Here is a 15,396-nt window from a genome sequence, read left to right on the forward strand (position 1 = left end):
TGGTGGCCCGGGGCCGCACCCTGCAAGCGCGACGGTAGTACTAGGAGAACACCACGGTGCGGTGGCCGTCGAGCATCACGCGGCGCTCGGCATGCCAGCCCACGGCGCGGGTGAGCGTGCGGCCCTCGACGTTCCGTCCCATGGCCACGAACTGGTTGGCGGTGCGCGCGTGGTCCACGCGGATGACCTCCTGCTCGATGATCGGACCCTCGTCCAGGTCCGCCGTCACGTAGTGGGCGGTGGCGCCGATGAGCTTCACGCCGCGGGCGTGGGCCTGGTGGTACGGCTTGGCGCCCTTGAAGGAGGGCAGGAACGAGTGGTGGATGTTGATGGCCTTGCCGTTCAGCGCGCGGCACAGGTCGTCGGAGAGGATCTGCATGTAGCGGGCCAGCACCACCAGGTCGATGTCGTGCTTGGCCACGAGTTCCAGCAACTGCGCTTCGGCGTCGGCCTTGGTGGCCGCGGTGACCGGGATGTGCACGAACTCGATGCCGTAGAAGTCGGCCATGGGCTTGAGGTCCAGGTGGTTGGAGACGATCACCGGGACCTCGATCGGCAGCGTTCCGGCGCGCTGGGCGAAGAGCAGGTCGTTCAGCGCGTGGCCCTCGGTGGAGCACATGATCAGGGTGCGCAGCGGCGCGCCCTCGGCACTGATGTCCAGGGTCATGGAGAACGCGGCCTCGATGGGTTCCAGTGCCGCGCGCAGGCTTGCAATGGGCTGCTCGGTGGCCACCGCGATGCGCATGAAGAAGTTGTGTGTTTCGGGGCTTTCGAATTGCTGTGACTCGGTGATGTTGCAACCGGCCTGCAGCAGGGCACCGGACACGGCATGGACGATGCCCGGGCGGTCGGGGCAGGACAGGGACACAATGAATTCGTTGGTGCTCACCTCGACGAGATTACCCGCGCGTCCGGGCCTGACGCAGCTTGTGAAGCCTGTGTTGCGCGCCCCCGCGCGGGTTAGGCGGGCACCGCCACGGCTTCCCGTTCATTCAGCAGCCCGGCGGCACCCGCGGCGGCGGCTCGGCCGGCGCGCGTGGCCCCGACGGTGGAGGCCGAGGCGCCGTAGCCGACCAGGAAGAGGCCCGGCACCTTGAGCACGGAAACCGAATCGGTATCCATCACGATTCCGCCGCCGTGCTCGCGCAATCCCAGCGGCGCCAGATGGTCCAGCGAGGCCCGGAAACCCGTGGCCCACAGGATCACATCGATCTCCTCTTCGCTGCCGTCGGCGAAGTGCACCGAGCGCTCGCCGATCGAATCGATGCCGCCGCGGGAAACCAGGACACCGGATTCGATGCCCGCGGTGTAGAAATCGGTCAGTGGCAGCCCGGTCACCGAGACCACGCTGCGCGGCGGAAGCCCCGAGTGCGTTCGTTCGTTGACCTCGGCCTCGACCCCGATTCCCCAGGCCTTGTCCAGCGGGGCGGTGCGCCATTCCGGTGGCCGCCGGGTGGACCACAGGGTGTCGATACCCAGGGCGGAGAATTGCAGCAGGAACTGGGCGGCGCTGGTGCCGCCGCCGACCACCAAGACGCGCTTGCCGAGGAATTCCTCGGGGGAGACGAAGTCATGGGTGTGCAATTGGCGGCCGGTGAATTCTCGCTGCCCGGGGTATGCGGGCCAGTAGGGCTTGTCCCAGGTGCCCGTGGCATTGATCACGGTTTTCGCCGAGAGGCTCCTCCCGTCGACCGCGGTGACGGTGAACCCGTCCACCAGGGAGCCCTCCACGCGCCTGATCTTGAAGGGCCGGACGACGGGGATACCGAAGTGGTCCTCGTAGCTTCCGTAGTAGCGGGCGACCACCGCGGAGGCGGGCTCCTTCGGGTCTGGTGTGCCCAGCGCCATGCCGGGCAGGGGGTGCAGGCCGTGGGCCCGGTCGAAGGTCAGCGTGTCCCAGCGGTGGCGCCAGGCACCGCCGGGGCCGTCATTGGCATCGAGCACCACGAAGTCCTCGAAGGGCTTCAACCCCTTGCGGAGCAGATGGTGGGCTGCCGAGAGTCCGGCCTGCCCGGCCCCGATGATGATGGTGCCGAACCCCGAGTTCGAATCCTCCACGTTTGCCGCGCTCCCGCCCATGTCTGTTGAAGTTTCAACTGTCATGAGGTGTAACAGTCTCCGCCATCGCGCTATTCCGACTAGGATTGGAACCGTCGCAACTGGCGTTAGGTGGGATGAACCACCGGGGAGCGGCACATGAGCTGACCACGGACCGCGCGCCTGGGCCCGGGGGTTGAACAATTCGCAAGTAGAAGTCTGCCCGAAACCAACCCTCACCCCGATGGAGTTCATCATGAGCAACACCACCGTGACCAACCAATCGCTGGCCGAGCTCGACCCGGAAATCGCCGAGGTCCTGAGGCTCGAACTGGGTCGCCAGCGCGACACCCTGGAAATGATCGCCTCCGAGAACTTCGCGCCCCGCGCGGTGCTCGAGGCCCAGGGCTCCGTGCTCACCAACAAGTACGCCGAGGGCTACCCGGGCCGCCGCTACTACGGCGGCTGCGAGCACGTCGACGTGGCGGAGAACCTGGCCATCGAGCGCGTCAAGTCCCTCTTCGGCGCCAAGTTCGCCAACGTGCAGCCGCACTCCGGCGCCTCGGCAAACGCCGCCGCACTTTCGGCAATGATCAACCCGGGCGACAAGATCCTGGGCCTGTCCCTGGCCCACGGCGGACACCTCACCCACGGCATGAAGCTGAACTTCTCCGGCAAGCTCTACGCCGTTGCCGCCTACGAGGTCGAGCCGGACACCTTCCGCGTGGACATGGACAAGCTGCGCGCCCAGGCCATCGCCGAGAAGCCGCAGGTCATCATCGCCGGCTGGTCCGCCTACCCGCGCCAGCTGGACTTCGCGGCGTTCCGCGCCATCGCCGACGAGGTCGGCGCGCTGCTCTGGGTCGACATGGCCCACTTCGCCGGGCTGGTCGCAGCAGGCCTGCACCCGAACCCGGTGCCGTACGCCGACGTCGTCACCTCCACCGTGCACAAGACCCTAGCCGGCCCGCGCTCGGGACTGATCCTGACCAACGACGCCGACCTGGCCAAGAAGATCAACTCCAACGTCTTCCCCGGCCACCAGGGCGGACCGCTGATGCACGCCATCGCCGGCAAGGCCGTCGCCTTCAAGATCGCCGCCGGCGAGGAATTTGCGCAGCGCCAGACCCGCACCCTGGAAGGCGCCAAGCTGCTGGCCGAGCGCCTCACCGCCGAGGACGTCACGGCGGCGGGTGTCTCCGTGCTGACCGGCGGCACCGACGTGCACCTGGTCCTGGTCGACCTGCGCAACTCGGAACTCGACGGCAAGCAGGCCGAAGACCTGCTGCATGAAATCGGCATCACCGTGAACCGAAACTCCGTGCCGTTCGATCCGCGCCCGCCGATGGTCACCTCCGGCTTGCGCATCGGCACCCCGGCGCTGGCAACCCGCGGCTTCGACGCCGCGGCCTTCACCGAGGTCGCCGACATCATCGGCATCGCCCTGCGCGACGGCCAGAACGCAGACAAGGCTGCCCTCGCGGCACGCGTCGACGCGTTGGCCGCTGCCTTCCCGCTGTACCCGGGCCTCGAAGAGTGGCACGCCTAACCCCAAGACAGATGCCCCCCACGGGGCATTGACCGCATCAAGGTGCATGGGATGCGGTGATCGGCCCGCGATCCGGGCCGCCGCCGCGTCCCATGTACACGCAACATTTTTTGAAACGGAGCATCTCCTTATGACCGCACAGATTCTCGACGGCAAGGCCACCGCCGCGGCCATCAAAGCCGAACTCACCGAACGCGTCGCGGTGCTGAAGACCAAGGGCATCACCCCCGGCCTTGGCACCATCCTTGTCGGATCCGACCCCGGATCCACCTGGTACGTCGGGGGCAAGCACAAGGACTGCGCCGAGGTCGGCATCCAGTCGATCCGCGTCGACCTGCCGGAGGACACCACGCAGGAAGACCTGCTGGCCAAGGTCCGCGAACTGAACGAGAACCCGGAATGCACCGGCTACATCGTCCAGCTGCCGCTGCCCAAGCACATCGACCAGGACGTCATCCTCGAGGCCATGGACCCGGCCAAGGACGCCGACGGCCTGCACCCGATGAACCTGGGCCGCCTGGTCGCCAACGTGAACCGCCCGATGACCTCCCCGTTGCCCTGCACCCCCAAGGGCTGCGTGGTGCTCCTGGAACGCCACGGCATCGACCTGAACGGCAAGCGCGTGCTCGTCGTGGGCCGCGGCGTGACCATCGGCCGCCCGATCGGCCTGCTGCTCACCCGCCGCGACATCAACGCCACCGTCGTCCTGGCCCACACCGGCACCAAGGACCTGGCTGCCGAGCTGGCGACCGCCGACGTGGTCATCGCCGCCGCCGGTTCCGCGCACATGATCAAGGCCAAGGACCTGAAGCCCGGAGCCATCGTGCTCGACGTCGGGGTCTCGCGCGTCAACGACGAAAACGGCAAGGCCGTTGTCACCGGCGACGTGGAGCCCGCGGCCTACGAGGTCGCCTCGTGGATATCCCCGAACCCCGGCGGCGTCGGCCCGATGACCCGCGCCATGCTGCTGGCCAACGTTGTCGAGTCCGCCGAACGGGCAGCAGGCCTGTAGCCCCCGTTTCACGCCCGCGGGCGGCCACGCTCCGGGAATCCTTGCCCAAGGGCTCCCGGAAGCCGTGGCCGCCCGTTGCGTTTTCCGGAGCTTTTGTCTCCGCCAACCTGCCGCACCTGGCGCTAACGGGTCGCGGGGTGTGCCGCCGAGTACTCCGGGTGGAGTAGGCGGGACTACAACCAGTGCCCGATGATGGGCAGGGGCACTCGGGCGTATTCTCGAAGCATGACCAACCGCCGCCACCCGCCACTCGCTGTCCTGAGTGTATTCGTGGCAACGGTGCAGGTGGTTGGCACGTTCTTTGCTTCACACCGCTTCGGGACCGCTCTGACATGGCAAGCCGTCGCCCTGTTGCTGGCCGGCCCCGCCCTGCTGCTGTTGCGCCGCAGGGCCCCCGGCCCCATGGTGGCGGGCATCGGGGGCGTCACTGCGCTGTATGCGTTTGCCGGTTTCCCCTGGGGGCCGTTCCCGTTTTCCTTGGCGGTGGGTTTGGTCCTGGCGGTCGCCGCGGGAAAACGCTGGTGGGCGTGGGGAACTGGTGCCGCGGTCGGGTTGCTTTTCTTCGTGCTGGCGACCCGGCAGGAACTTTTGACCCGGGCCTCATTCGTGCTCGTCTGGTTGTTTGTCATCCTGTTGATCGGCGAGCTTGCACGCACGGCCAAGGACCGCCGCATTGAATTCCGCAGGGCCGCCGCCGAACGCGCCAAGCACCTTCGCGACGAGGAACGGTTGGTCCTGGCCCGCGACATCCACGATGTGGTGGCCCATTCACTGTCGATGATCAACGTCCAGGCCTCGGTTGCCCTGCACCTGTCCCGCAAGGACGACGACACCCGGGCGCTCCAGGATGCCATGGAAAACATCAAGGCAGGATCCAAGGAAGCGCTCGACGAGGTGCGCGAGGTGCTGGCGGTGCTGCGGCAGGATGCCCCGCGCGTGCCCAGCCAGCGCCTTGAACAGCTCGCCGAGCTGGTTCAGCGGGTGCGTGGCGCGAATCTGGACATCAGCTTCCATCCACCCCGACTTCCGCCGCCCGGCTGGGTCGACGAGCGCGTCGAGAACACCATCTACCGGGTGGTCCAGGAGTCCCTGACGAATGCGGTGCGCCATGCCAAGGCCCGCCGGGTGACTGTGCTTGTCGACCTCACCGAGCACGAAGCGCGCGTCACCGTCCAGGACGACGGGATAGGTTTCGGCGCAAGCGACGAGGGCAACGGCCTCGGCGGCATGCGCGAGAGGGTCGCTTCCCGGGGCGGCACCCTGGAGATCACGACTCCGCATGCCCCGACCGGGCCGTCGGGGACGCCCGGAACCAAAATCAATGTGTGGATTCCTGCACCACCGCACGAACTTGAAACCAAGGAACGGGGAAACCAATGATCGGCATTCTCATCGTCGATGACCAATCCCTCATCAGGGCCGGATTCTCCGCGCTCCTGGACGCCGAGGACGACATGCGCGTGCTGGGGCAGGCCTCGAACGGCATCCAGGCCGTTGCCCAGGCGCGGGCCTTGAAACCCGACATCGTGCTCATGGACATCCGCATGCCGCAAGGGGACGGAATCACCGCGTCCGAGGCCATCTCGGACGATGAAAACCTCAAGCACACGCGCATCATCATGCTCACGACCTTTGAGCTCGATGACTACATCCTGGCTTCCATCCGGGCAGGGGCCTCGGGGTTCCTGGTCAAGGACACCGAGCCGGAGGAGTTGATCCACGCCGTGCGCACCGTGGCGTCGGGCGATTCCTTGCTGTCGCCCTCGGTCACCAGGAAACTCCTGGCCCAGGTGGCTGCCACGCGCGCGCCGGTGGTTCCAGGAAGCCACGGGGCACTCGATGTGCTGACCGAACGCGAGCGCGAGGTCCTGGTCCTGGTGGGCAGCGGGATGAGCAACGCGGAAATCGCCGAGCGGCTCGTCATCACCCCGCTGACGGCCAAGACGCATGTCTCCCGCGTGATCGGAAAAATGGGTGTCCGCGACCGAGCGGCGCTGGTGGTGGTTGCCTACGAAAGCGGGCTGATCACCCCGGGATCCGCCCTCGCGGCGACGCGGAAACCCGAGCGCAGCTGACGGGCGCAGGGGCTCCTGCGCCACGGGAAGTATGTCCGCCCACTGAAGTGTCTCCCTGCGGCAGATGGCCCATCGGACGGCAACACGCAGAGTTGGTTTAGGAGGTTCAAGCCTCTGTTCCGACCAATCTCTCTGAGGAGTGAGACGCCATGACAACAGCCATGTTGCCTACCCTGGCTGCAACCGTTCCATCCCATATGTGGGGACCGGGCTACGGCCCCGGGTGGTTCATCCTGATCCCGATCTTCTGGATCCTGCTCATCGGATTCTTCATCTTCTTCAGCCGCCGCATGTACTGGCGCCACCGGCTCCAGGGCGACCCCATGAGCGCCGAAGGGGTGCTTCGCGAGCGCTATGCCCGCGGTGAAATCGATGAAACCGAATACCGGCAGCGGCTGGAGGTGCTGCGTTCGGGCAACAAGTAGCAGGCCTGATTGGGGGTGGGTTCCGGGTTGTTTTCTGGCTTGCTGCAACCCGGAAACCACACGCTCCGAAAAACAAGATTCCGGCACACGTATGCAGCTAGAGGTATATGTCGAGCCGATGACCGGCCGGAAAAAATCCCGAAAACCCGTGGTGGAAGTTCGTTTTATTGCGGAACCGTGCGGGACCCATGCCGAAAGCAGAATTCGGGAAACTAGTGTCATTGTGCAACGATCAGGTGCTACACATGCGATGCCCGTATGCTCAGAGTTATAGGAACCGAGACTTTCAGTTCTTTCGACTGAATTGTCGCCCTCCTCGCTCCCGGGAGTGACCCTTGAGCAGTATGAGTTCCACACTTTCCCCTTCGGTTCCAGAGCAACGCAGCACGCGTGGAAACGCTGGATCCAACAACTACCGTCACCTGAAAATTCGTGTGCGCGATGCGGGACTGTTGGGTCGTCGCAAGGGACATTACCTGGGAACGACCATTGTTTTGGCGCTCCTGTTCGGTGGCGCGGTTACGGGCTTCGTCCTTTTGGGGGATAGCTGGTTCCAGTTGCTTATCGCCGCGGCGGTCGGCATCTTGCTGACGCAGTTTGCGTTCCTGACCCACGAAGCCTCGCACCGCCAGATCCTGACCTCGGGTCCCGCGAACGACAGGATTGGCCGTTTCCTGGCCAACATCGTGGTCGGCATCAGCTACCAGTGGTGGATGAACAAGCACAGCAAGCACCATGCCATGCCGAACACCATCGGCAAGGACCCGGACATCGAGTGGGACACGATCTCGTTCCAGACCGAGGACGCCCAGAGGCAAAAGGGATTCCTTAAGTGGATCACCGAGCGACAGGGCTACCTGTTCTTCCCGCTGCTCACGCTTGAAGGCATCAACCTGCATTTCCGCTCGATGGCGTACCTGTTCACGGGTGACAAGGTGAAGGGTCGCGGCAAGGAAATCACCTCGATCGCGATCCGCCTCAGTGTTTACGTGGCGGTCCTCTTCATCTTCCTGCCGGCCGGCATTGCCGCCGCTTTCCTCGGTGTCCAGCTGGCGGTCTTTGGTGTTTACATGGGTGCCTCTTTTGCCCCGAACCACAAGGGCATGCCGATGATTCCCAAGGAATCCCGCATCGACTTCTTCTCCCGCCAGGTGCTCACCAGCCGCAATGTCATGGCCCGCAGCGCCTTCGGAAACCGGATCCTGTCGCATGTCTTCGGCGGCCTGAACTACCAGGTCGAGCACCACCTCTTCCCGTCGATGCCGCGAGCCAACCTTGCCGGTGTCTCCAAGATCGTGCGCGACTACTGCCACGAGCTCAAGGTGCCATACACGGTCACCTCGGTCACCCAGTCCTATGCCCAGGTCATCACCTACCTGAACAAGGTCGGGCTCTCCGCACGGGATCCGTTCGACTGCCCGATGGTCAGCGAGTACCGCCCCCACTAAGGTTTGCAGTCCCTCGGGGCCGTGCATTGAACAGCTGCGGCCTTTCGAATCCTTTCAGTTGCCTCCGGCGCCACTTCCGTGGCTCCGGAGGCAATGTGCTTAACCGGGTTTCACGGCGGGGCCGGGAATCGGGACAACTCGAGACGATTGTGATGAGAGACACGCAAGGCTGAACTTACTAAAAGGTAAGGGGTTTCGGGCCCGCGGGATGTGCAAGAAGGTGGTTCTGACTAGACGCGATTTAAAGGCGAAATCATTGCGCGGATGCGGTTCAATGTCCTGTTTTCGCATTTTGGTTACTGGAACATGACCTAATGAGCGAAAGATTTACGTTTTTGGGCCACTCGGATGGATATTTAGGTTAGACGTACCTAAGCTAATCGAGCGGGTTCAGGTCGATTGGCTTGTGACTGGCGCCTCGATTTTCCTCACCTCGGAAGGTTTTCCTCCATGAAGATTCGCAAAAACATGCTGGCCGGCATCGCACTGGCGGCCACCGCAGCGATGGGCCTGACTGCATGCTCCAGCGGTGCTCCAGCCCCAGCCTCGACCCCAGCGGCATCCGGAGCGGGCGAGATTACCGTTTACAACGCCCAGCATGAGAGCCTCGCCCAGGAATGGGTCGATGCGTTCACCAAGGAAACCGGAATCAAGGTCACGGTGCGCAACGGCTCCGACACTGAGATGTCCAACCAGATCATCCAGGAAGGCAAGGCCTCACCGGCCGACGTATTCCTGACCGAAAATTCTCCCGCAATGGCGCAGGTTGAGAATGCCGGACTGTTTGCCGATGTCGACGAGGCCACCATCGACCAAGTGCCCGCCGAGTTCCGCCCGTCGACCAACAAGTGGACCGGCATTGCCGCACGCTCGACCGTGTTCGTCTACGACCCGGCCAAGATCACGGCGGACCAGCTTCCCAAGTCCATGCTGGATCTGGCCGAGCCGGAATGGAAGGGTAAGTGGGCTGCCTCGCCGACCGGCGCCGACTTCCAGGCCATCGTCGCCGCCCTGCTCGAGCTTAAGGGCGAGGAAGTCACCACCGAATGGCTGGCAGGCATGAAGGAAAACTTCACCGCCTACAAGGGCAACTCCACCGCGATGAAGGCCGTCAATGCCGGCGAAGTCGACGCGGCATTGATCTACCACTACTACTACTACGGTGACCAGGCCGCGACCGGCGAGAACTCCAAGAACGTCCAGCCGTACTACTTCAAGAACCAGGACCCGGGAGCATTCGTTTCCGTATCCGGCGGCGGCGTGCTCGCCTCCTCAAAGAACGCGGAAGCCGCACAGAAGTTCCTGACCTTCATCACCGGCAAGGCCGGCCAGGAAATCTTGAAGAACGGCACCTCGTTTGAATACGCCGTCGGTTCGGGCGTCGCTTCCAACGACAAGCTCGTTCCGCTGAAGGACCTGCAGGCTCCGACCGTTGACCCGGCGAAGCTGAACTCGGCTAAGGTCACCGAGCTGATGACCAACGCAGGATTGCTGTAACTCATATGAGCAAGACTCAAACGGTTCCCGACATCCAACGGGAACCGAACGTGGCGGGAGGGGGCAAAAGCCCCCGCCCGCCATTGGGCGTTTCGGGCCTTTCCCTTTTGGCGATACTCATCTCCCTGTTTTCGCTCATCCCGCTGGGCTATGTCATTTACATGACGGCAACCACCGAATGGTCCACCGTGGTTGAACTCGTCATCCGGCCGAGGGTGGGCGAACTCCTGCTCAACACCATCATGCTGGTGGTGGTCACGGTGCCGCTGTGCCTGGTCCTGGGCGTGGGAGGAGCCTGGCTGGTGGAACGCACCAACCTGCGCGGTTACCGGTGGTGGGCGCTGGCCCTGGCCGCCCCGTTGGCCATCCCCGCGTTCGTGAACAGCTATGCCTGGGCCTCGACGATCCCTTCGCTGGCCGGGCTGGGTGCGGGCGTGCTCATTGCAACGCTTTCATACTTCCCGCTGGTGTACATCCCGGTGGCGGCAACACTTGGAAGGCTCGATCCTGCCATCGAACAATCGGCCGCGTCCCTGGGTCTGGGGCCTTGGGCGGTGTTCTTCCGTGTGGTGCTGCCGCAGTTGCGCATCGCCATGGCCGGCGGTTCCTTGCTGGTGGCACTGCATTTGCTCTCCGAATACGGGGCCTTTGCCATGATCCGTTTCGATACCTTCACCACGGCGATCATGGTTCAGTTCCAGTCCACGTTCAATGGCGCGGCCGGAAACATGCTCGCAAGCGTGCTGGTCCTGTTGTGCATGCTGTTGCTGCTGGGCGAGGCCAAAGTGCGTGGCAACGCCCGCTACGCGCGGGTTGGCTTCGGGGCCCAGGGGCTGGCCATCCGGTTTAAGCTGGGACGCTACGAACTGCCCGCCCAACTGGCACTGCTGGCGCTCTTTGTGCTCTCGGTGGGGGTGCCGCTCTACTCAGTGGTTCGCTGGCTCGTCGCCGGGGGTGCGGGGGTCTGGGAGCCTGAAAGGTTGCTCCCCGCCCTGGCCCAGACCATGGGCTACGGCCTGGCCGGCGCGCTGCTGACCTGCGTGGTGGCCTTCCCCATGGCCTTCCTCGCCGTGCGTCATCCCAGCTGGTTCAGCAAGCTCCTGGAACTCTCGAACTACGTGACTAGCTCGATGCCCGGCATCGTGGTCGGGCTGGCCTTCGTCACGGTGAGCATCAGGCTGGTGCCGGGCATTTACCAAAGCGCCTATGTCCTGCTGGCCGCCTACGTCTTGCTGTTCCTGCCCCGGGCCCTGGTCAACCTGCGCTCCGGATTGGCGCAGGCGCCGCGCGAGCTTGAGGAGGCGGCCCGCTCCCTGGGACGCTCACCCTCGGTGGCGTTCTTCCGGGTCACGCTTCGGCTGACGGCGCCGGCGGCCGCGGGCGGGGCCGCGCTGGTGTTCCTGGCGATCGTGAACGAACTGACGGCCACCCTGTTGCTGGCGCCGAACGGAACCCGCACCCTGGCCACGGCGTTCTGGGCCAAGAGCAGCGAGATCGACTACTCGGGCGCGGCTCCCTACGCGCTGCTGATGATCCTGATCTCCGCACCCATGACCTACCTGCTATTCCAGCAATCGAAGAAAGCTGCCGGACAATGACCGAAGCATTGCCAAGACCGCACAAGCTCTCCGGGCTGGTGCCTGCCGTTACTTTTCTGCGCACCACCAACCTCGTCAAGAGCTTTGGCAGCAAGAAAGTGCTCAACGGAGTCAATCTTGCGATCGCCGAATGCGGCACCACCGCGATCGTGGGCCCGTCGGGGTCCGGGAAGACCACGCTGCTGCGGCTGATTGCCGGATTCGAAAACCCGGACAGCGGATCCGTTGAACTCAACGGACAGGCGGTGGCCGGGGCCGCCTGGGTTCCGGCGCACAAGCGCGAGATCGGATATGTGGCCCAGGACGGGGCGCTCTTCCCGCACCTGAGCGTGGCACAGAACATCGCCTTCGGCCTGGACCGCGAGTGGGGCACCAGGGGCCGGGTCGCCACGGCCAAGCGAGTTGCCGAGCTGCTGGACATGGTCTCGCTCGAGGCGTCCATGGGCGCCCGCCGCCCGCACGAGATCTCCGGGGGCCAGCAGCAACGCGTGGCCTTGGCCCGTGCCTTGGCCCGCAAGCCGAAATTGATGCTGCTCGATGAACCGTTCTCCGCGCTGGACGCGGGATTGCGGGTTGCCACCCGCAAGGCCGTGGCCGACGTGTTGCATGAGGCCGCTGTCACCACCATCCTGGTGACCCACGACCAGGGCGAGGCGCTCTCCTTCGCCGACCAGGTGGCCGTCATGCGCGGCGGGACGCTGGCACAGACGGGCAGCCCGTTCTCCGTGTACACCAGGCCCGCGGACCGCGACACCGCGGAGTTCCTTGGCGATGCGGTGATCCTGGACGCCCTGTTGCAGGGGTCGCTGGCCACGTGTTCGCTGGGCTGGATCCCGGTGCGCCACGCCACCACCCAGGGGAAGGTGCGGCTGATGCTGCGCCCCGAGCAGATCCGCATCACCGCAGACGGACCCATCAGGGGCACCGTGGTGGACACCGTGTTCTTCGGTCCGGAAACCACGGTCCGCATCAAGCTTTCCCCGATGGGCGGGCCCACCGGCGGCGGCGAGGTCATCACGATCCGGCACTGGAACGCGGCGATGGCGCGCCCCGGCATGGAATTGAACCTGAGCGTCATTGGCGAAGGCGTTGCCTTCCCGGCCGGAGCCGACTGACGCAGGCCTGGGCCGGCCTGCCACGCCGGGGTTCGGGAAGCCTTGGGCAAGACGAAGGGCGTGGTTGGTGTGTTCCTTGGGAGGGAACTACACCAACCACGCCCCTGGCGTTCAGTGCATGGCCGGATCGGCCGAATCGCCCTTAGCGCGAGGCGGTTGCAACGGGTTCCGCCGGAGCGGTGCGCTTGTCAAAGATGGTCGCACCTACTTCCTGCTCGGCCTGGTTGTTGATCGACAGGTCGATGCCGCTGCGGTCGCGCAGCAGCGAAACGGCGGTCAGCGACACCAGCGTCATGATCAGCAGGTAGAGGCCCACGGCGTTGGTGCCGCCGGTTGCCTGGACCAGCGCGGTGGCGATCATCGGGGCGAAGGCGCCACCCAGGATCGCACCGAGGGCGTAGGAGATCGAGACGCCGGAGAAGCGGACCGAGGCCGGGAACAGCTCCGAGTACAGCGCGGCCTGCGGGCCGTAGCCGAGGCCCAGTCCGATGGCGAAGATCGCGAAGGCCAGGTACAGCATCGGCAGCGAGGCCGTGTTCACCAGCATGAAGACCGGGAAGATGGCCAACGCCTGGCAGGTGAAGCCGATCTGGTAGGTGCGCTTGCGGCCGATCTTGTCCGAGAGGTAGCCCGAGAGCAGCGTGAAGAGGAACCACATGGCCGCGGCGAAGGCGACAGCCACCAGAACATCCGTCCGCTCGAACCCGATCGGGCCGTTCGGGTTGGTGGTGTAGGCCTGCAGGAAGCCGCCGGTGGTCATGTAACCCGCCGCGTTGTTGCCGGCGAAGACCAGCGCGGCCAGGATCACAAGCAGCCAGTGCTTGCGGAAGAGCTCGATGACCGGAACCTTGGTCTGCTGCTTCTTGGCAGCGATTTCCTCGAAGATCGGGGATTCGTCCACGGCGCGGCGGACCAGGAAGCCGACGATGATCAGCACGATGCTCAGCAGGAACGGAATGCGCCAGCCCCACTGGAGGAACTGTTCGCCGGGGGAGATGACGCCGGTCATCAGTGCCGTGACGCCCGAAGCCAGCAGCATGCCCAACGGGACACCCAGCTGCGGGAACGCGCCGGCGCGGCCGCGGCCGTCCTTGGGTGCGTGCTCGACGGCCATCAACACCGCGCCGCCCCATTCGCCACCCGCGGAAATGCCCTGCAGGATGCGCAGGCTCAGCAGCATGATCGGGGCCGCGACGCCCGCGGTTTCATACGTCGGCAGCACGCCGATGAGGGTGGTTGCGGCGCCCATCATGATCAGGGTGATCACCAGCATGGCGCGGCGGCCGATCTTGTCGCCGTAGTGCCCGGCCAGGAAGGCGCCGAGCGGGCGGAAGAGGAACGAGATGCCAACGGAGGCGAAGGAGAGCAAGAGGCCGATCTGGGCGCCGGCCGGCTTGAAGAAGAGCTCGGCGAAGATCAGGCCTGCGGCCGTGGCGTAGATGAAGAAGTCGTACCACTCGATGGTGGTGCCGATGATGGTGGCAAAGGCGACGCGGCGCGAATTGGCGCGCTGGGCCGGCGTTTGGGTGCGTGTGGAACTCATGGTGCGGGTGCTCCTCGGTGAGCGGGCTGTTCATGGCGGGAGAATGCGGCTCTGTGCAGTGTCGGATTCCGGGGATGTGATCCGCGACAATGCGATGCGTCACCCACCAGTGTTTCAGCCCACATAGTTTGAGTAAACTTCAATTTGATGTACAACTTTTTTGATTGGACTTAAGAATGCTTCGTTTCTCGCTGCGCCAGCTCGAGCTGATGGCGGAACTGCCCCGCCATCCAACCCTTGGCTCGGCCTCGGCCGAACTCAGGATTTCCGAATCCGCACTGTCTCAGGCCATTACCGCCGTGGAGAGGATCGCGGGCGAGCAACTGTGCGTACGCCGAAAGTCCCACGGCATACACATGACGCCGGCAGGCCAGTACTTCGCCGACAAGGCGCGCCGCATCGTCGCGGACGCCCTGGAGCTGGGAAGCACGTTCCCCCGTACGGAGGGACGCCTGCGCGGACCCGTGGCGATCGGGTGCTTTGCATCATTCGCCAGCCATGTTGTGCCCTCCGTTCTTGAAGGATTCCCGGCGCTTCACCCGGAAATCGATGTTTCGGTGCGTGTTGGTACCCATGACGACCTGCTTCCGGCCCTGGAAAACGGGGAACTCGACCTGGCGATCGTCTATGACCTCTTGTTGCCCACGGGGCTTGCGAAACGGCACATCTATGAAACCCGACTGGAAGTCGTCTTGCACCCGGACCACCCTCTGGCCGCGCGGAAATCCCTGTCGATACGCGACCTGGAAGACGAACCGCTGATCAACTACGACTCCAGCCCCAGCACCGAAAACACCCGTCGGCTCTTTGCTGATGCCGGATTGCACCCCAAACTCGCCTATTCCCTTCCCCAGGTGGTGCTGGTCAACGCCATGGTGGGCCGTGGGCTGGGCTACGGACTGCTTATGGCCAGGCCCAACAACCCGTCGATGACGCTGGAAGGATTGCCCGTGGCCATCAGGGACCTCGAGCCTCCGAACAGCCCCAGCGCCGTCGTGGCGATCTGGCCGCAGGCCTCCACGCTCAGCCCCCGGGCCGAGGCTTTCCTGGGCCACTCCATCGATGTCATGCGCGGGGCCTGGAACCGGGACTGAGCG

13 protein-coding genes and 1 riboswitch are annotated in these 15,396 nt (G+C 64.9%); of the genes, 10 read left to right on the forward strand and 3 right to left on the reverse strand.

All coding sequences use genetic code 11. The features are described from left to right. Positions 1 to 40: 40 nt before the first annotated feature. Positions 41 to 889, reverse strand: coding sequence for a formyltetrahydrofolate deformylase (gene purU / locus JOF47_RS01640; protein WP_209995535.1), 849 nt, complete (start codon positions 887 to 889; stop codon positions 41 to 43). A 71-nt stretch (positions 890 to 960) separates the two neighbouring features. Further along, positions 961 to 2,103 carry a flavin-containing monooxygenase gene (locus tag JOF47_RS01645; protein WP_377738408.1) on the reverse strand — a complete coding sequence of 381 codons (1,143 nt, stop codon included), beginning with the start codon at positions 2,101 to 2,103 and terminating at the stop codon, positions 961 to 963. Positions 2,104 to 2,145: 42 nt separating this feature from the next. Beyond that, a riboswitch (ZMP/ZTP riboswitch) is annotated at positions 2,146 to 2,233 on the forward strand. A gap of 60 nt (positions 2,234 to 2,293) precedes the next feature. On the opposite strand from JOF47_RS01645, the gene glyA reads away from it, so the two are divergent. From glyA to JOF47_RS01690, 9 genes are all read left to right on the forward strand, one after another. Next, positions 2,294 to 3,586 (forward strand): serine hydroxymethyltransferase, encoded by a 1,293-nt coding sequence (glyA, locus tag JOF47_RS01650; RefSeq protein ID WP_209995537.1) that lies wholly within the window; start codon positions 2,294 to 2,296, stop codon positions 3,584 to 3,586. A 130-nt stretch (positions 3,587 to 3,716) separates the two neighbouring features. Beyond that, positions 3,717 to 4,598 (forward strand): bifunctional methylenetetrahydrofolate dehydrogenase/methenyltetrahydrofolate cyclohydrolase, encoded by an 882-nt coding sequence (locus JOF47_RS01655; RefSeq protein WP_209995538.1) that lies wholly within the window; start codon positions 3,717 to 3,719, stop codon positions 4,596 to 4,598. Between the two features lie 225 nt (positions 4,599 to 4,823). Further along, positions 4,824 to 5,978, forward strand: a complete 1,155-nt coding sequence (locus tag JOF47_RS01660; protein WP_209995540.1) for a sensor histidine kinase — start codon at positions 4,824 to 4,826, stop codon at positions 5,976 to 5,978. Beyond that, on the forward strand, positions 5,975 to 6,673 hold the full coding sequence (locus tag JOF47_RS01665; RefSeq protein WP_209995542.1) for a response regulator: 699 nt from the start codon (positions 5,975 to 5,977) through the stop codon (positions 6,671 to 6,673). Before JOF47_RS01660 ends, JOF47_RS01665 begins: the two co-directional genes overlap by 4 nt. Before the next feature lie 149 nt (positions 6,674 to 6,822). Beyond that, complete coding sequence (locus JOF47_RS01670; protein WP_245356209.1) at positions 6,823 to 7,098, forward strand: SHOCT domain-containing protein; 276 nt, start codon at positions 6,823 to 6,825, stop codon at positions 7,096 to 7,098. Positions 7,099 to 7,442: 344 nt separating this feature from the next. Further along, positions 7,443 to 8,546 (forward strand): fatty acid desaturase family protein, encoded by a 1,104-nt coding sequence (locus JOF47_RS01675; protein WP_209995543.1) that lies wholly within the window; start codon positions 7,443 to 7,445, stop codon positions 8,544 to 8,546. 450 nt (positions 8,547 to 8,996) lie between these two features. Beyond that, entirely contained in the window at positions 8,997 to 10,043 is a 1,047-nt protein-coding gene (locus JOF47_RS01680; protein ID WP_209995544.1) for an iron ABC transporter substrate-binding protein, read from the forward strand. A gap of 5 nt (positions 10,044 to 10,048) precedes the next feature. After that, positions 10,049 to 11,641 carry an ABC transporter permease gene (locus JOF47_RS01685; RefSeq protein ID WP_209995545.1) on the forward strand — a complete coding sequence of 531 codons (1,593 nt, stop codon included), beginning with the start codon at positions 10,049 to 10,051 and terminating at the stop codon, positions 11,639 to 11,641. Next, positions 11,638 to 12,756, forward strand: coding sequence for an ABC transporter ATP-binding protein (locus tag JOF47_RS01690; RefSeq protein ID WP_209995546.1), 1,119 nt, complete (start codon positions 11,638 to 11,640; stop codon positions 12,754 to 12,756). Before JOF47_RS01685 ends, JOF47_RS01690 begins: the two co-directional genes overlap by 4 nt. A 142-nt stretch (positions 12,757 to 12,898) precedes the next feature. Here the strand turns inward: JOF47_RS01690 and JOF47_RS01695 are convergent, their stop codons facing one another. Next, positions 12,899 to 14,299, reverse strand: coding sequence for an MFS transporter (locus JOF47_RS01695; protein WP_209995547.1), 1,401 nt, complete (start codon positions 14,297 to 14,299; stop codon positions 12,899 to 12,901). Positions 14,300 to 14,475: 176 nt separating this feature from the next. Between JOF47_RS01695 and JOF47_RS01700 the strand changes: the two genes are divergently transcribed. Beyond that, complete coding sequence (locus JOF47_RS01700; protein ID WP_209995548.1) at positions 14,476 to 15,393, forward strand: LysR substrate-binding domain-containing protein; 918 nt, start codon at positions 14,476 to 14,478, stop codon at positions 15,391 to 15,393. Positions 15,394 to 15,396: the final 3 nt, after the last annotated feature.

Origin of the sequence: Paeniglutamicibacter kerguelensis (genome assembly GCF_017876535.1) — a bacterium.
Lineage (GTDB): Bacteria > Actinomycetota > Actinomycetes > Actinomycetales > Micrococcaceae > Paeniglutamicibacter > Paeniglutamicibacter kerguelensis.

Excerpts from the sequence above, each read along its gene's own strand:
- JOF47_RS01645 (WP_377738408.1), bottom strand. The coding sequence starts at position 2,103 with ATGACAGTTGAAACTTCAACAGACATGGGCGGGAGCGCGGCAAACGTG.
- glyA (WP_209995537.1), top strand. The coding sequence starts at position 2,294 with ATGAGCAACACCACCGTGACCAACCAATCGCTGGCCGAGCTCGACCCG.
- JOF47_RS01655 (WP_209995538.1), top strand. The coding sequence starts at position 3,717 with ATGACCGCACAGATTCTCGACGGCAAGGCCACCGCCGCGGCCATCAAA.
- JOF47_RS01660 (WP_209995540.1), top strand. The coding sequence starts at position 4,824 with ATGACCAACCGCCGCCACCCGCCACTCGCTGTCCTGAGTGTATTCGTG.
- JOF47_RS01665 (WP_209995542.1), top strand. The coding sequence starts at position 5,975 with ATGATCGGCATTCTCATCGTCGATGACCAATCCCTCATCAGGGCCGGA.
- JOF47_RS01670 (WP_245356209.1), top strand. The coding sequence starts at position 6,823 with ATGACAACAGCCATGTTGCCTACCCTGGCTGCAACCGTTCCATCCCAT.
- JOF47_RS01675 (WP_209995543.1), top strand. The coding sequence starts at position 7,443 with ATGAGTTCCACACTTTCCCCTTCGGTTCCAGAGCAACGCAGCACGCGT.
- JOF47_RS01680 (WP_209995544.1), top strand. The coding sequence starts at position 8,997 with ATGAAGATTCGCAAAAACATGCTGGCCGGCATCGCACTGGCGGCCACC.
- JOF47_RS01685 (WP_209995545.1), top strand. The coding sequence starts at position 10,049 with ATGAGCAAGACTCAAACGGTTCCCGACATCCAACGGGAACCGAACGTG.
- JOF47_RS01690 (WP_209995546.1), top strand. The coding sequence starts at position 11,638 with ATGACCGAAGCATTGCCAAGACCGCACAAGCTCTCCGGGCTGGTGCCT.
- JOF47_RS01695 (WP_209995547.1), bottom strand. The coding sequence starts at position 14,299 with ATGAGTTCCACACGCACCCAAACGCCGGCCCAGCGCGCCAATTCGCGC.
- JOF47_RS01700 (WP_209995548.1), top strand. The coding sequence starts at position 14,476 with ATGCTTCGTTTCTCGCTGCGCCAGCTCGAGCTGATGGCGGAACTGCCC.